Here is a 15,743-nt window from a genome sequence, read left to right on the forward strand (position 1 = left end):
ACACGCCGCCGGGCCGACCGTCCATCCGATGCCCGTCCGCTCGCGCGGTTCACCGCGGCGGTCAGGGTGCGAACGTGACCTTGACCATCCCCTCCTCGCGGGCGGCGAACCGGGCGTAGGCGTCGGGCGCGTCCGCGAGCGGCAGGCGGGGGTGGGTGACGACCTCCTCGACCGGGAGCTGCAGGCGGCCGTCGACGATGGCCGGCAGCACCTCCTCCAGCACCGCCCTGACCGGCGCCCGCCCGGCCCGGATCGTCAGGTTGCGGTCGTAGGCGGTCACCGGGGAGATGCCGAACGCCTCGGCGGTCTGCACGGCGATGATCGACACCACGCCGCCGGGACGGAGCATGCTGGCAGCAAGCCGCTGTGCTGCGGACGGGCCGGCCGCCTCGATCACCGCGTCCAGCCCGGTGTCGGCCAGCGCCGCGTCGTCGGGGGTGGTGGTCCTTGCCCCGAGGCGGTCGGCCGCGGCACGGCGGGACGGCACGGGGTCGACCGCCACGACCTCGGCTGCACCGAGCGCCCGGCAGGCGGCGATGGCGCACAGGCCCACCGCACCCAGGCCGATGACCCCGACTCGCGTTCCCGGCAGGACCTCGGCCCGCCGGGCGGCGTACCAGGCCGTCGGCATGTTGTCGGCCAGCAGCACCGCGGCGTCGGCGCTGATCCCCGTCGGTCGGGGGACGAGCGTGCCGTCCGCCAGCGGGACTCGCAGCAGCTCCGCCTGCCCGCCGTGCAACCCGCCGGCCGGGTTGTCGGGCGGACCCCAGCCGAACAGCTGGCCGTGCACGCACCTCGCGGTCAGCCCCTCGCGACACGGACCGCATCGACCGCAGGAGGTGGTGAAGCACGCGATGACATCGTCCCCCGGCGCGACGGTCCGGACGTCGTCGCCGACGGCCACTACCTGTCCGGTCGCCTCGTGCCCACACACGACGCCGGATCCCGCCGGTTCCGCGCCGGTCCACGGGTGCAGGTCCGACCCGCACAGACCGGCGCGGGTCACCTGGATCACCGCGTCCGTTGCCTCGAGCACCTGCGGATCGGGCACCTCCCCCACCACGACCCGTCCGGGCTCCTCGAACACCACTCCGCGCACCGTCGTTCCTCCTCCTCGTTCGTCCCACCGGTCAGCAGGAATCCGGCCGGTCGACCGCGAACAGTAGGCGCATGAGCTCTCGTCCCGTTCGTGTCCTCCTCGCTGGCGTCGCCATGCTGTCCCTCCTCGTGCTCCCGGCGCTGCCGTCCTCGGCCGCGACCGTCACCTCGGTGCACTACGTGCCGACCACGCTGCCCGACGGCACCACGGAGCACATCCGGGTCGAGGTGCGTCGCAACGACAGCTTCGACGCCGCGGGCCAGGGCGTGAAGGCGTCCATGTCGCCCTACAACACCCTGGGCGACCCCGCCGGCACCGGCACGGTCGTCGGCAACGGGTTGATCGCCGAGGGCATCGCCGAGGCGTCCATCGACGTGCTGGGCACCCGCGGGTCCACCGGCTGCTGGGACTACGGCGGATACAACGAGCAGAAGGCCGGCGTCGACGCGATCCGGTTCCTGGCCGGTGACATCCCCGACCGCGACGGCAACGTCCTGACGTGGAGCAACGGGCGGGTCGGCCTGACCGGCGTCTCCTACGACGGCACCACCGCCAACATGGTCGCTGGTGCCCCGCGTGACATGTGGACCGACGAGCGCGGCACCTCCATCGACGCCGACGGCACCACGCCGCTGAAGGCCATCGTGCCGATCGCTGCGATCAGCCACTGGTACGGCTACGCCTACTCCAACGGCGCCCGCTTCTTCCTCAACTCCGAGTCCGCGACCGACGAGGGCTTCGACACCCCGCTGCTGTTCGACCACGGCTTCGGCGACACCGTCCACACCGACGAGCCCGAGTCGATCACCGACCGTGCGGCGGAGTGCGACGCCGTCGAGCACGAGATGCAGGCCTACAGCCGCAACCCCGACTACACCGACTTCTGGGTCGAGCGGGACTTCACCACCCACGCCGAGGACTGGACGACCAACACCCTGATCGTCCACGGGTGGAACGACTACAACGTCAAGCAGTACGAGGCCACGTACCTGTACGAGGCGCTGGCCCCCCACGCCGACGACCCCACCACCCCCGACGTGGTCGAGGGCAACGGCTTCGACCTCCGCCTGTGGATGACGCAGGCCCGGCACGCCAACGGCAGCGGCGACGGCTACACCGACCTGCGCGACAACTTCTGGCGCGCCCACCTGCTGGAGGGTGCCGCGGCCGCCGCGGGGGCCGCCCGGGTCGAGCAGTACCCCCACGTCCGGTCGCAGACCGAGACCACGTCGGGTGCCAGCACCGTGGCGTTCTCCGAGACCTGGCCGCCGGCCACGACGCAGACCACCTCGCTGTTCCTCAACCGCACCTACGAGCAGGACCTCGACTGCACCCCCGTGTGCGTCCCCGGCCCCGGTACCGGCGAGGTCGGCGAGCTGTCCTACACCAACGCCCACGAGGGACCGCTTGCCGGTCGTTCGGGCAGCTACGGCGCGACCTCCGGGTGGCTGGACACGGGCACGTCGACGGAGGAGATCTCCCGCACCGACCCCTGGTCCAACGACGGCAACAAGGCCGATGTGCTCGGCGGGCAGGGCTACTACTCCCTGGCGTTCTCGACCACGCCGCTGACGCAGGCCGTCCGGATCGCCGGCTCCGCCGAGCTGGAGGGGTACTTCTCCCTCCTCGGACCGGTCTCCGGCACCCACATCACCCCCGTCCTGGTCGACATCGACCCCAGCGGCCGGTACAAGACCATCCAGCGTGGCTTCCTCAACCTCGACTACCGCGAGGGGCTGGAGTCCCGGGCCGACGCACCCAACGGGATGATCCGCGCCGACGTCGAGTTCCTGCCGGAGGACTACATCGTCCCGGCCGGCAACCGCATCGGCATGATCCTGCAGTCCTCCAACGTGGTCTGGGCGCTCCCCGGCAACCCCGCCGGGTTCACCAGCGTCCACCTCGGCGGCGAGGACTTCGACGGGTCGGTGCTGCACCTGCCGCTGGTCGACGTGGCGTCGGACCAGCAGGTCTTCGTCGACTGGGAGAAGCCGTAGTCCACAGGCCCGCCGCGAGTTCTGCGGCGGGCGTCACAGGGTCGTGACAGGGTGCAGGCATGGCAACCGGATCTCGACCCTCGATCGGCTCGGCCGGCCGCTCGTCGGCCGGCCCCCACCTCAGCGTCGTCCGCACCCTCCCCGTCGACGTCGACCGGGTGGTCGGGGCGGCGCTGGACATGGTCGCCACGGACCTCTCGGGGGTGGCGATCAACGTCAAGCGCCACGGGATCAAGCGGGTCTGGTTCACCCAGTGCTGGCGGCCGGACTGTCCGCTGCGCCACAACGCCGACGAGTCCTACGTCGAGGGGGCAGCGGTCGGTCCCGGCCACCTCTACCGCCGCAAGCGTGACCTCGAGCTGTGCCGTGGCGGCAGCCGGATCGTGCCGCTGGACCGCACGCGGTACTGGGTCAGCGGCCGGGCCTACGACGGGGTCCCGTTCCCGAGGAGCGTCCCGGCGGGCACGCGGTACCTGGTCACCCTGAAGGTGCCGCAGGTGGTGGCGGAGGGGCAGCTGCCGGCCGAGCGGACCTACCACCGGGCCAAGACGGCCGGCCCCACGTGGATCGACCTGCCCGAGGACGACATCGTCTTCGTGCTGGGTCACGAGCTGCGGCACATCGAGCAGTTCCGTGACGGCCTGCCGCGGTCCGAGGTGGACGCGGAGCTCGCGGGACGCGACCTGCTGTACCGCTGGGTCGAGGAGGGGCGCCCCGGCCTGTGGACCTGACGCCGGCCGGTCCGGTCGACTACTCCAGGCCGGGCAGCCACCGCCGCACGTCGGCCTCGATGTCGATCGTCGCGCCCAGCCGGCAGAGCACGCCGACGATGCCGAGCCAGACCCGGTGGGTGAAGAGGTGCTCGGCCGGCATGGTCAGCTGCAGGGCGACCGCGAAGTCGGGGTTCCGCGGGTCGCCGAGCCGTCCGAACTGACCCCGCAGCCACTCCGGGGTGAACGTGAAGGTGTCGTGCCGGCTCGGTTCGGAGAACGGGGCCAGGTAGTCGCGCAGCTTGACCGCGTCGACCTCGGCGCCGGCCCGCACGAACCCCTCCGACTGCAGTCCCCCGAGCGTGGCCTCGGCGTCCTCCTCGCGGAGCAGCGTGATCAGGCGACCGAACGTGCGGGGCATCCCGTCGGGCATCGGCAGCGCCGACCCGAAGTCCAGCACGCCGAGCCGCCCGGACTCGGGGTTGGCAGCGTCGGGGTTGGCAGCGTCGGTGTTGGGGTCGGTGTCCGGACCCTTGGGTGGGAACCAGCGGAAGTTGCCGGGGTGCGGGTCGGTGTGCAACCAGCCGGCCAGCTCGGGCCCCGACAGCAGGAACCGTGTCCACGCCCGCCCGGCCGCGTCCCGCGTGGCCTGGTCGACGGCGTGGCCGGCGTGGCCGGCGGGTTCGGCGGGGTCGCCGGGTTCGGCGGGGTCGCCGGGGCGGCGGCCGTCGCTTTCCCAGGCGGTGTGTCGTCGAACCGGCTGCCCGTCGTCGTTGGGCGACACACCCGGGGTGTCCCGGCCGGTGGTCCGGTCGGTGTGTCGTCGAACCGGCTGCCCGTCGTCGTTGGGCGACACACCCGGGGGAGTGGGGGGTCGCGTGGCCAGCGCGGTGAACGGGATCCCGTCCAGCCAGTCCATGACGAGGACGCGGCGGGTGGCGAGGTGCACGGCGGGGATCACCACGCCGGGGTCGTCCTCGTACGCCGCGCCGAAGGCACGCTGCACCTCGGCCTCCCGGCGGTAGTCGAGCTCCTCCACCAGGCGCTCGCGCATCTCCGCCACCAGCGGCGGCAGCGCCATGCCGGGAGCCAGCGCCGAGGCCAGCCGTGTCATCGTCGACACGATCGACAGGTCGACCCGCAACGTCTCGGCCACCTCGGGGTACTGCACCTTGACCGCCACCGCGCGTCCGTCCGGCAACGTGGCTCGGTGGACCTGCCCGATCGAGGCGGCCGCCACGGCACGCTCCTCGAAGGTGCCGAACCGTCGACGCCAGCGGTCGCCCAGCTCGGCGGCAAGGACGGGCTCGACCAGCACGAACGGCAGGGGAGGGTTGTCGGCGGGCAACGCGGCGAGGGCTCGAGCCCACGTCGCGTCGGGGTCGGCGGGGAACAACGCGTCGACCGTCGACAGCAGCTGGCCGGCCTTGAGCGCCCCTCCCCTCGCGTCACCCAGGACCGACCGCATGCGATCGGCGGCGCGTCGACGAAGGTCGGCCCGGACGTCCTCGGCGTCCGCCCCTCCCGCCCGTCGGGCCAGGCCCACCACGCGGTCGCCGATCGATCCGACGGGCAGCGCCGACAGCTGGACCGTGCGGCGGACGGTCCGCGGCAGGCTGTCGCGGACCGCCACCTACAGCGCGTCGATGCGGGGGTCCAGCTGCATCGTCAGCAGGTCGGCGACGAGGTTCATCGTGGCGACCAGCACGAACGCCGTCCCCACGGCACCGAGGATCGTCGGCCCCTGCCGGGCGTTCATCGCCGCGACCAGGACCGACCCCAACCCCTGCCGGCCGAGGATCGGCTCGACCAGCACCGCGGCGGTCAGCAGGTTGCCGGTCTCGGCTGCGCCCAGGGTCACCATCGTCCCCATTGTGGGACGCATCGTGTGGATCCACCTGACCCGTCGATCCGACATGCCGCTGGCGAACGCCCGACGGGCGAAGTCCGACCGCCGGGTCTCGCGAACCAGGGGGTACCCGATGAGGGCGACCATGCCGCTCGGCACCGCGGCCAGGAACGCCGCGCCGGCGAGCAATCCAAGCGCGTCGACCAGCCACGGCACGCCGATCTGGGCCAGGCTGGCCAGGACGAACGACGGCACGGCGATCAGCAGCGACACCCCCGCCTTGAACCCGAGCGCACGACGCCCGGACACCCCGGAGAGCACGCCGCTGAGGGCGGTCCCGACGACGGTCTGCAGCACGACCGCGAGCCCGACCATGCGGAGGGTGGCCGGGACGGAGGCCCAGATCACCCCGCTGACCGTGGTCCCCGACGCGGACAGTCCGTTGGGCGAGAGGCGGTAGACGGGGCCGAGGTCACCGGTCACGAGCCCGGTCAGGTACCGGCCCAGCTGCACCGGATAGGGGTCGTCGAGCCGGAACGCCTCGCGCAGCTCCGACAGCAGCTCCGGGCCGGGGGAACGGAAGCCGAAGAGCGCCCGGACGGGATCGCCCGGCAGCAGGTAGAACACCGCGTGCATCACCGTCAGGAACGCCAGCATGGAGACCAGGGTCCAGACCAGGCGAGCGGCGAAGGACCTCGCGTTCACCTGTGTCCGCTCCCTCGAGCAGGCGATGACTGGCCGGCGGAGCGGGCGCCGATCCGGCGGGGGGCACCCATCGACGGCGAGTGTAGTGCGTTGCGATCCCGTGGTTGCCAGAACTTCCCTGCATGGAACCAGTCGCTTTACAAATACCCTTGATATGTAAAGCGATGTTCCGTACGTTGGTGGTCCACGCACGAGGAGAGCCGAACGATGTCTGCCCCCACCACGCCGCTGGACGCGACCGCCACGACGGCGTCCCGAGCCCCCGGCCCCGAGGCCACCGCGCCATCCGCTCGGCGCGCCGCACCGACCATCGGCACGGGGCCGATCGACAGGGTCCTCGACGGCGCCCGCCACACCGCCCGGCGGGCTCGGGCGACCGGCCGGTTCCTGGTCGAGGCGCCGGGCCATGCCCTCGACGTGATGCGACAGGTGACCCCCTCCACCGCGGTGTCGTGGGCTCGTGACGTGGCGCTGCCCAACGAACACTCCCTGGCCGAGCCGCCCATCGGCAGCGGCCTCCGACCGGTCCCCGGCCATGCCGGTGATCCGGTCCTCGGGTGCCTCCGTGACCTGACGGGGGATCGGGTCAGCTGGCTGATGGAGTCCAACGACCGGTTCGGCCCGGTCTTCTGGTCCCACCTCGCCGGCCGCCGCGCCGTGTTCGTGATGGGCCCCGACGAAGCCGGGCAGATCCTCGTCAACGCCGACAAGGACTTCTCCAACGAGGGCTGGCAGGAGCTGATCGGCAAGTTCTTCGACCGCGGGCTGATGCTGCTGAGCTTCCAGGAGCACCTCGACCACCGTCGGATCATGCAGTCGGCCTTCACCCCCAAGCGGCTGCGCGGGTACCTGGAGGGCATGGACCGGCGGATCACCGCCGACCTCGATGCCTCCTGGCCGACCGAGGGGCCCACGACGCTGTACCAGCGGATGAAGGACCTGGCGATGCGCGTGGCCGCCGATGTGTTCCTCGGCGTGGAGCTCGACCGTCCCAGCCGGGACCACCTGCTGGCCGGCTTCCACGCCCAGCCCCGCGCCGCGACGGAGTTCCTCCGCATGGACCTGCCGTTCACGCTGTGGGGGCGAGGGCGGAACGGGTACGACGACGTCACCAGGTGGCTGCGTGCACAGCTGGACGACAAGCGCGCCGGCGACGGCGACGACCTGTTCTCCGCCATGGTCCACGCGCGCGACGACGACGGCTCGGCGTTCACCGACGAGGAGATCGTGCGCCACATGAACTTCATGTGGTTCGCCGCCCACGACACCACCACGCTGGCGATGGCGATGATGGCGTGGGGCTTCGCCGCCCACCCCGAGTGGCAGGAACGGGCGTACGCCGAGTCCGCTGCGCTCGGCGACGGGCCGCTTCGCCCCGAGGACCTGAAGTCCCTCACCGCCATCGAGCTGGTGATGAACGAGGTCATGCGGCTTTGGCCGCCGGTGCCCGTGATGGTCCGTCGGGCCGTCCGCGACACGGCGCTGGGCGACTACTACATCCCGGAGGGCACGTGGATCGCGGTCATGAACCCCGCCACCCACCGCCTGCCGGAGTACTGGACCGACCCCGACACCTTCGACCCGAGCCGCTTCGAGGAGGGCCGGGAGGAGCACAAGCAGCACAAGCACCTCTACTACCCGTTCGGCGCCGGCGCCCACAAGTGCATCGGGTTCGCCTTCGCCCAGCTGGAGACCAAGGCGATGTGGCACCGGCTGCTGCTGACCCGCCGGTTCGAGGTGGCGCCGGGTTACGAGCCGACCATGGGCTGGAAGGCGCTGCCCGAGCCGACCGACGACCTACCGGTGGTCATCCACCCCCGCTGACCGCGGATCGTGCCGGTCGTCGCGTCTGGCCGACTCAGGCCCCGATCGCGTCGACGAGGGCGCGGAGGGTCGGGGTCAGCGGGGCGTCGAGGCGGACGTCGGCCAGGTGGTCGGCGCGTGAGGGACCCCGGGTGAGGATGGCCACGGGCTGGCCGTCCTTGCTGGCCTGCAGCACCAGCCGGTAGCCGCTCATCACCGCCAGCGAGGATCCGAGGACGAGGATCCCGTCGGCGTCCCGCAGCAACGCCGACGCCCGGTCGCGCCGTTCCCGAGGCATCGACTCGCCGAAGAAGACCACGTCCGGCTTCAGCAGGCCGCCGCAGACCAGGCAGTCGACGACGGTGAAGGACTCGAACAGCTGCTCGGCGACGTCGGCGTCGCCGTCGGGCTGGAACGGGGTGGACACCACGTCGAGCAGGGCGTCGTAGTCGGGGTTGGCTGCTGCGAGCCGCTCGGCCAGCTCCTCCCGTGGGGTGCGGGTACCACAGCTGGTGCAGATCACCCGGTCGATCCGGCCGTGCAGGTCGACAACGTCCACGGTGCCGGCCTGCTGGTGCAGCCGGTCGACGTTCTGCGTGACCACCCCGGCGACCACCCCGGCCTGCTGCAGCCGCGTCACCGCCCGGTGCCCGTCGTTGGGATCGACCGTGCCGACATGGCGATACCCCGCCTGGCTGCGCGCCCAGTACCGCCGCCGGGCCTCGGGGTCGCCCATGAACTCGCGGTAGATGATCGGTACCGACGTACGCGCCGACCGACCGTCACCGCGGTAGTCCGGGATGCCCGAGTCGGTCGAGATCCCGGCCCCCGTCAGCACCAGCGTCCGCCGTCCCCGCATGACGTCGGCCAGCTCCTCCACACTCGAGGTGGGCACCGGCCCCTCGGCCACCGGCATGGGCAGCTCGAGTCGGGGCACGGGGTCGGACGGCATCGTGATCGCAGGCTACCCACCTCCGCGGTGCCCCATCGGTTTGCCGTCGGGGGCTGGGTGGCGTAGGAGAGGGGCGTGCACATGACCACAGTCACCAGCCCCATCGCCGCGACCGTCGCCCACCTCCAGGTGGAGGAGGGACAGCCGGTCACCGCCGGGACGACCCTCCTCCACCTCGAGATCATGAAGATGGAGCAGCCCGTCGTCGCCCCGGCCGACGGGGTCGTCGACCGCATCCTCGTCGCGCCGGGGGACACCGTGGAGGTGGGCCGGGCGCTCGTGTCGCTCGCGCCCGCGACGACCGCACCGACCGACGACGCGGTCCCGACCGACACCACGCAGGACGAACGGGCCGACCTCGCAGCCGTGCACCGACGACGGGCGATGCTGCTCGACGACGCCCGCCCCGACGCGGTGGCCAAGCGGCACGCGCTGGGGTTCCGCACGGCCCGGGAGAACGTCGCCGACCTGCTCGACGACGGCTCCTTCAGCGAGTACGGCGGCCTCGCGATCGCGGCGCAACGCAGCCGACGCGACCTCGACGAGCTGATCGCCCGCACCCCCGCCGACGGGCTGGTCACCGGCATCGGGACCGTCAACGCCGACCTGTTCGGCGCCGACGCCAGCCAGGTCGCCGTGGCCGCCTACGACTACACCGTCCTCGCCGGCACCCAGGGCCACGCCAACCACACCAAGAAGGACCGGCTGTTCGCCCTGGCCGCACGCATGGGACTGCCCGTCGTGGTCTTCGCCGAGGGTGGCGGCGGCCGTCCGGGGGACACCGACAACGTCGGCGGGTCGTGGCTGGACGCGGCGGCCTTCGCGCTGTTCGCGCGCCTCTCGGGGCAAGTTCCGACGGTGGCGATCGTCAACGGCCGCTGCTTCGCCGGCAACGCGGCGCTGGCCGGGTGTGCCGACCTGATCGTGGCGACCCGCGCGTCGAACCTGGGCATGGCCGGCCCGGCCATGATCGAGGGTGGCGGCCTCGGCGTCGTGGCACCCGAGGACATCGGGCCGATCGAGGTCCAGGCCGCCAACGGCGTCGTCGACGTGGTCGTCGACGACGAGGCCGAGGCGGTCGCGGTCACCAAGCGCTACCTGTCCTACACCCAGGGCACGGTGGAGACGTGGTCCTGCGCCGACCAGACAGCGCTGCGCGACGTCGTCCCCGAGAACCGCAAGCGGGTCTACGACATGCGCGAGCTGCTGGCGACGCTGGCCGACACCGACAGCGTCCTGGAGCTGCGCGAGGCCCACGCGCCGGGGATGCTGACGGCCTTCGCCCGGATCGAGGGGCGACCGGTCGGGGTGATCGCCAACGTGCCGACCCACCTGGGCGGTGCCATCGACGCCGAGGGTGCCGACGTGGCGGCCAGGCACCTGCAGCTGTGCGACGCCCACGGCCTGCCGGTCGTGGTGCTGTGCGACACCCCGGGCTTCATGGTCGGTCCGGAGGCCGAGGCGGACGCCGGGGTGCGGCGGTTCAGCCGCCTGTTCGTCACCGGGGCGGCGCTGTCGGTGCCCATCGTCACCGTCATCACCCGCAAGGGCTACGGGCTGGGCGCACAGGCCATGTTCGGCGGCCACCTGAAGGTGCCCCTGCTGACCCTCGGCTGGCCGACGGCCGAGCTCGGACCGATGGGGTTGGAGGGCGCGGTCCGGCTGGGCTTCCGACGGGAGCTCGAGGCCATCGAGGACGTCGACGAGCGGGCCACGCGGGAGGCGGAGCTGATCGAGCTCGCCCACACCAACGCCGAGGGGCTCAACATCGCCACCTTTGCCGAGATCGACGACGTGATCGACCCGGCTGACACGCGGCAGCGGATCGTCGCAGCCCTCCGCGCCCACGGGCCGGTGACTCGCGGCGGACGGTTCGTCGACCCCCGCTGACCCTCCCCTCGTGATGGCCGGCCGCGTGCAGTGCGGGGACTGACCCCCGGCGCGGGCAGGAATCACCCCCTTCGACGTCGAACCCGGGGGCATGAGGACTCGCGCGCTCGCACTGCTCCTGCTCGTCGTCGGACTGGTCGCCACCATCCCCGGCACCGCCATGGCCCACCCGGCATCCGACTGGTGGGACGGGACTTACGACATCGGCGGTGACGTCGAGGCGATCACCGACGTTGCCGAGGTCGACATCACCCGGCAGTCCGACAACGTCGAGTTCGTCGCCAACCTGCCCGTCGCCGCGACCTCCGACATGCAGTTCCAGCGTCGCGAGGGCCGCCAGGTCTGGGACGGCGAGGTCATCGACGACACGAGGGACATCGTCGTCATGGGCGGGACCGCGGTCCCCGGCCTGTCGATCATCGACGTGACCGACCCGACAGCCCCGGCGCTGCTGGCGGCCTCGACCTGCGGCGGGTTCCACTCCGACGCCGGTGTCTGGGAGAACTACGCCATCCAGGTGTGGGACGGATCGGCACGCCCCTGCGCGGACGGTGACCCGACCGACCCGGACAACCTCGACGAGGCTCCCGGCAACAAGGGTGTGCGGGTCTTCGACATCACCGACCCCGCTCGCCCCCGCCTGGTCGCCTTCTTCGGCAGGGACCACGGCATCCCCTCCGGCGTGCACAACCTGACCATCAACGGCCCCGAGGGCCTGGTCTACCTGAACATGGCGGAGTTCAACGCCGTGAACCCGCCGTGGGGCTTCATCGACCTCCGGAAGCTCGACGAGCTGCGGGCCGCCGGACAGACCGGCCTGGCCGGGACCCCCGACTTCCCCGAGGCCATCACCATCGAGTCGATCCGCGACTGGTCGCCCTCGGCCATGGACGGGTGCCACGACTCCGGCATCGCCCCCACCCGCCAGCTGTACGCCTGCGCCGGCATCACGGCCTCCTACATCTGGGACCTCTCCGACCCCCGCCTGCCGACCGAGGTCGCGGTCATCCCCAACCCCGGCATCAGCATCCACCACGGCTCCCGCTTCACCCCCGACGAGCGCACCCTGGTGCTCGGCGACGAGACCGCGGGCGCCGCGGCCGGCACGCCCGAGCCCGTCTGCACCGGCGGCAAGGCGACGGCCAACCCCGTCGGGGCGACGTGGTTCTACAACGTCGACGTGCCCGAGCTGCCAGTGGTGACCGGCACCTTCTCGCCCACCGACACCGAGGGCGAGTTCTGCACCAGCCACTTCTACGGCTTCGTCCGCGACACCAACTACATGGTCGGCGGCTGGTACGACGCAGGTATCGAGATCGCCGACTACACCTCCGTCGTCGACGGCGTGACGGGGGCCCCCACCTCCCACGCGTTCTTCGAGCCCGCCGAGTCCGGCTTCTTCTCCGCCTACGCGTGGCACGGCTACGTCTACGGCTCCTCCTTCGAGTACGGCGCCGCCGGCAAGGACACCAACGCCCCCGGCCGTGGCCTCTGGATCATCGAGGTCGACGGCATCGAGGACGTCGAACCGCTCGCGGTCGACGAGGGCAACTCGTGGGGCCGCTGGGGCACCCCGGTCGACGACTCCGTGCCGCTCGGCCAGCAGGTGACCGTGTCCGCCGACGGATCGGTCCTGCCGTTGGAAGGCCACACCGAGCTGCCGACCGACGCGTTGGCCCTGGGCGCGGTGGCGCTGGGTGCCACCGCCATGCTGCCCGCCCGTCGCCGCCGTCCCTGAAGGGCCCGCCCCGAGCGCGGCAGACCCAGCCGCGAATCGCCTGACCACCCGGGTCACGACGCAGTACATTCTTCCTCAGGGACCTGACGGCCTGCGGGGCCGGAGGGACGCTCGCCATCCGAGCGCTGTCCTCGAGGAGACGCCATGGATGATCGCGCAACGCGCGCCGACGGGCGAGACGCGGCGGTCACCGCCGCCCTGCAACAACCCGCGACGCCGCTCGAGGTCGCGATGCTCGGGCACCCACCGGTCCTCGTGCCCTTCACCACCGGCCGGATCACCCTGGGCGAGGCGATCGTGCAGACCGACACCCCCCGTGGGCGTCGGGTCCTCATCGAGATGACCGACGTCGTCTACGAGGGCCCCCGGCTGACCGGCCGCCTGGTCGGTCCCAGCGCCGTCGACTGGCTGCTGGAGGGGCCCGACGGCTCGGCGCACATCGACGTCCAGTTCACCATCCGCACCCACGACGACGCCCTCGTGTTCGTGCGCTACTACGGCCGCGCCGACCACTCCGGCGGCGTCGGGACGAGCCCCCTGTACAGCGCCCCGGTGTTCGAGACGGGCGACCCGCGCTACCTGTGGCTCAACAAGGTGTTGACCGTCGGTCGCGCCGTCGTCGACGCCGGCGTGATCCGCTACGACATCTACGAGGTCGTCTGACCGCTCGGTGCCAGCGTGTCCCGTAGCTCGTGGCGCAGGATCTTCCCGGCGCCTGACCGTGGGATGTGCGTGACGACGTGGACCCCGCGAGGGACCGCAGCGGCGGGCAGGCTGTCCGCCGCCCGGACCAGCAGCGCAGCGCGGAGCTCGTCGGCGGAGACCTCGGGGTCGACCGGCCTGACCGCGACGTGGATGCAGTCGCCGGACCCGCTGGGGTCCGGGCCACCGAAGGCCCCGATGTCTGCGACCGCCGGGTGGCCCGACAGCGCCTGCTCGACGCGGTTGGGGTGGACTCGCTGGCCGTCCACCGTCACCAGGTGGGCCTCGCGGCCCGAGACGAACAGGTACCCGTTCTCGTCGAGGTAGCCGACGTCGCCGACGGTGAACAGCCCGGGCTCGAGGTGCGCCGCCGCGGTGCGGTCGGGGTCGTCGTGGTAGCGGAACGCCGCGCCGGTCCGGTTCCGGAAGTACAGGACACCCTCCTGGCCCGACTCGACCTCCGCCCCGGCGGCATCGACCACCCGGACCTCGAGGAACGGCAGGACCCGACCGACGGTGCCGGGCACCTTCTGCCACTCCATGGAGGAGGCCAGGGCGAACAACCCTCCCTCGGTCGCCCCGTAGTACTCGGTGACGACCGGGCCGAACCAGTCGATCATCCGCTGCTTCACGTCCGGCGGGCAGGGCGCACCGCCGTGCAGGACCACGCGCAGCGACCGGCCGGAGAACGCCCGACGGTGCGGCTCCGGCAGGGCCAGCATGTCGATGAAGTCCTTGGGCAGCAGCAGCACGTTGGTGACCCGGCGCCGGTCGATCTCGCGGAGGATCGCGGCCGGCTCGGGCTGTCGGTGGACGACGAGGGCCTGGCCGAACAGCAGCGGGAACGTCGCGAGGACGAACTGACCGGAGTGGTAGGCGGGCCCGACGATCATCGCAGTCCCGTCAGGGGGGAACCCGACGCCGGTGCAGACCGCGGCCGCCGTCCGTGCCAGGGACTCGACCGGCTGCCCCGCCCCACCGAGGCCGGCGGAGATCACTCCCTTGGGGGCCCCGGTGGTGCCCGACGTGTAGAACATGGGCCCGCCCGCCACCTGGTTGTCCGGCTCGATCGCCGGAACCTGGCCCAGCACGTCTTCGGCCAACTGGGCCCCGTGTCCGGGGGTGTCCAGCGTCAGCACCACCGTCACCGTCGGTACCCCGCGGGCGGCAGCCACGGCGACCCCTTCCGTCGAGGCCTCCACCACGAGCACGCGGGCGCCCGAGTGGCGCAGGACGTAGGCGGCGTCGTCGATGTCGAGCTCCCAGCTGACGGGCACGACGACGAGTCCGGCGTGCAGCCCGGCGAGGAACACCTCCCACGCGTCGCGACGGTTGCCGGCCATCACGGCCACCCGGTCGCCCGGCGCCAGGCCGAGTCCACGGAGGGCCCAGACCCACCGGTTGCACCGGTCGTTGAGCACCGACCAGCTGGTGATGCCGTCCACGTCCACCAGCGCGGTGTCCCGTGGGCGCCGAGCGACATGGCCGAGCAGCGTGGTGACCATCGAGGGCCGATCCCTTCTCCCGAACGGGAGGTGCGCAGGAGGCCGCTGGGTGCGGTGAGGCAGTCTACGTTCGATGGTTCGCGCCCGGAAGGGGCACCCGGGCGCCGGGCCTGTCGGTTGGGCGTGGGACTGTCGGGTGGGCGTGCTCGGTCAGGCGGCCACGAAGCGGAGCTGGACGCCGTCGCCGGTCAGGACGAGCTCCTCGCCCTCGCTGTCGAGGGACGTGACGCGCTGGAGGCCAGCGAGGTAGGCGGTCTCGGCGGACATGATGTCCTCGGCGCACATCATCCGGGTGGACGTCGGGCTGCCGATGGTCATCTCGTCACCGGACACCGATGCGGTCGCGGAGTACTGGTTGCAGGCGGCGGCGCCGACGACCTGGGTGCGGGTGACCTCCATCGTGATCCGTTCGCCGTCGGGCAGGGCGATGGACTCGCCGTCGACGGTCCCGTCGAGGAGGATCCACTGGCCGATCGCCTGGCGGGCATCGCCGACGAGGTCCTCGGCCGCAGGGTCCTCGGCGGCGGTGTCGGCGGTGGCGGTGTCGGCGGCGGCCGCGCCGGGCGTGGCCAGGCCGACGTCGTCACGGGTGGCGTCCTCGGCGCAGGAGGCCAGGCCGACGGCTGCCACCAGCAGCAGCGCCACGGTGGCGAGGTGCAGGGGGAGGGGGAGTCGACGAGTCATGGGGGCTCCTTCGGGGTCGGGGACTCGGTCGGTCCGACGCCGGGTGCACCCCCAACGTTCCCGGATGCCGGCTGCCGACACGTCAGCAGGTGAGCCCGGTCGGCAGGGT

At 72.3% G+C, this 15,743-nt stretch carries 12 protein-coding genes; 6 read left to right on the forward strand and 6 right to left on the reverse strand.

Features of this window, described 5'->3' with window-relative positions; genetic code table 11:
* Window positions 1–61: 61 nt before the first annotated feature.
* On the reverse strand, window positions 62–1,099 hold the full coding sequence (locus tag CUC05_RS16955; protein WP_108667321.1) for an alcohol dehydrogenase catalytic domain-containing protein: 1,038 nt from the start codon (window positions 1,097–1,099) through the stop codon (window positions 62–64).
* A gap of 71 nt (window positions 1,100–1,170) precedes the next feature.
* On the opposite strand from CUC05_RS16955, the gene CUC05_RS16960 reads away from it, so the two are divergent.
* Both CUC05_RS16960 and CUC05_RS16965 read left to right on the forward strand, forming a co-directional pair.
* Window positions 1,171–3,096, forward strand: coding sequence for a CocE/NonD family hydrolase (locus CUC05_RS16960; protein ID WP_108667322.1), 1,926 nt, complete (start codon window positions 1,171–1,173; stop codon window positions 3,094–3,096).
* Window positions 3,097–3,155: 59 nt separating this feature from the next.
* Window positions 3,156–3,827 (forward strand): hypothetical protein, encoded by a 672-nt coding sequence (locus CUC05_RS16965; protein ID WP_108667323.1) that lies wholly within the window; start codon window positions 3,156–3,158, stop codon window positions 3,825–3,827.
* Window positions 3,828–3,846: 19 nt separating this feature from the next.
* Here CUC05_RS16965 and CUC05_RS16970 read toward each other — a convergent pair whose 3' ends face one another.
* Window positions 3,847–5,439 carry an ABC1 kinase family protein gene (locus CUC05_RS16970; RefSeq protein ID WP_108667324.1) on the reverse strand — a complete coding sequence of 531 codons (1,593 nt, stop codon included), beginning with the start codon at window positions 5,437–5,439 and terminating at the stop codon, window positions 3,847–3,849.
* Window positions 5,440–6,360, reverse strand: a complete 921-nt coding sequence (locus CUC05_RS24810; RefSeq protein ID WP_108667325.1) for an ABC transporter permease — start codon at window positions 6,358–6,360, stop codon at window positions 5,440–5,442. It lies immediately after the preceding gene.
* A 207-nt stretch (window positions 6,361–6,567) separates the two neighbouring features.
* On the opposite strand from CUC05_RS24810, the gene CUC05_RS16980 reads away from it, so the two are divergent.
* Window positions 6,568–8,184, forward strand: coding sequence for a cytochrome P450 (locus CUC05_RS16980; protein WP_108667326.1), 1,617 nt, complete (start codon window positions 6,568–6,570; stop codon window positions 8,182–8,184).
* 34 nt (window positions 8,185–8,218) lie between these two features.
* Here the strand turns inward: CUC05_RS16980 and CUC05_RS16985 are convergent, their stop codons facing one another.
* On the reverse strand, window positions 8,219–9,115 hold the full coding sequence (locus tag CUC05_RS16985; RefSeq protein WP_205712396.1) for an NAD-dependent protein deacetylase: 897 nt from the start codon (window positions 9,113–9,115) through the stop codon (window positions 8,219–8,221).
* An 81-nt stretch (window positions 9,116–9,196) separates the two neighbouring features.
* Between CUC05_RS16985 and CUC05_RS16990 the strand changes: the two genes are divergently transcribed.
* The 3 genes from CUC05_RS16990 (at window position 9,197) to CUC05_RS17000 (ending at window position 13,406) form a co-directional block, all read left to right on the forward strand.
* Entirely contained in the window at window positions 9,197–11,005 is a 1,809-nt protein-coding gene (locus tag CUC05_RS16990; RefSeq protein ID WP_108667327.1) for a carboxyl transferase domain-containing protein, read from the forward strand.
* A 91-nt stretch (window positions 11,006–11,096) separates the two neighbouring features.
* Window positions 11,097–12,743, forward strand: a complete 1,647-nt coding sequence (locus tag CUC05_RS16995) for an LVIVD repeat-containing protein (protein WP_108667328.1) — start codon at window positions 11,097–11,099, stop codon at window positions 12,741–12,743.
* 144 nt (window positions 12,744–12,887) lie between these two features.
* The gene (locus tag CUC05_RS17000) at window positions 12,888–13,406 is read left to right on the forward strand and encodes a DUF3237 domain-containing protein (protein WP_108667329.1); all 519 of its coding nucleotides are present in this window, start codon (window positions 12,888–12,890) and stop codon (window positions 13,404–13,406) included.
* Here CUC05_RS17000 and CUC05_RS17005 read toward each other — a convergent pair.
* Both CUC05_RS17005 and CUC05_RS17010 read right to left on the reverse strand, forming a co-directional pair.
* Window positions 13,391–14,950 (reverse strand): AMP-binding protein, encoded by a 1,560-nt coding sequence (locus tag CUC05_RS17005; RefSeq protein ID WP_108667330.1) that lies wholly within the window; start codon window positions 14,948–14,950, stop codon window positions 13,391–13,393. The two genes, CUC05_RS17000 and CUC05_RS17005, sit on opposite strands and share 16 nt — an antisense overlap.
* A 150-nt stretch (window positions 14,951–15,100) precedes the next feature.
* A complete protein-coding gene (locus CUC05_RS17010; RefSeq protein WP_108667331.1) occupies window positions 15,101–15,634 on the reverse strand; it encodes an META domain-containing protein in 534 nt (177 codons plus the stop codon).
* Between the last annotated feature and the right edge of the window lie 109 nt (window positions 15,635–15,743).

It is taken from the genome of Euzebya rosea (assembly GCF_003073135.1).
Classification (GTDB): Bacteria; Actinomycetota; Nitriliruptoria; order Euzebyales; family Euzebyaceae; genus Euzebya; species Euzebya rosea.

Coding starts and splice junctions, on each gene's coding strand:
- CUC05_RS16960 (WP_108667322.1), top strand. CDS start 1,171: ATGAGCTCTCGTCCCGTTCGTGTCCTCCTCGCTGGCGTCGCCATGCTG.
- CUC05_RS16965 (WP_108667323.1), top strand. CDS start 3,156: ATGGCAACCGGATCTCGACCCTCGATCGGCTCGGCCGGCCGCTCGTCG.
- CUC05_RS16980 (WP_108667326.1), top strand. CDS start 6,568: ATGTCTGCCCCCACCACGCCGCTGGACGCGACCGCCACGACGGCGTCC.
- CUC05_RS16985 (WP_205712396.1), bottom strand. CDS start 9,115: ATGCCGTCCGACCCCGTGCCCCGACTCGAGCTGCCCATGCCGGTGGCC.
- CUC05_RS16990 (WP_108667327.1), top strand. CDS start 9,197: ATGACCACAGTCACCAGCCCCATCGCCGCGACCGTCGCCCACCTCCAG.
- CUC05_RS16995 (WP_108667328.1), top strand. CDS start 11,097: ATGAGGACTCGCGCGCTCGCACTGCTCCTGCTCGTCGTCGGACTGGTC.
- CUC05_RS17000 (WP_108667329.1), top strand. CDS start 12,888: ATGGATGATCGCGCAACGCGCGCCGACGGGCGAGACGCGGCGGTCACC.
- CUC05_RS17005 (WP_108667330.1), bottom strand. CDS start 14,950: ATGGTCACCACGCTGCTCGGCCATGTCGCTCGGCGCCCACGGGACACC.
- CUC05_RS17010 (WP_108667331.1), bottom strand. CDS start 15,634: ATGACTCGTCGACTCCCCCTCCCCCTGCACCTCGCCACCGTGGCGCTG.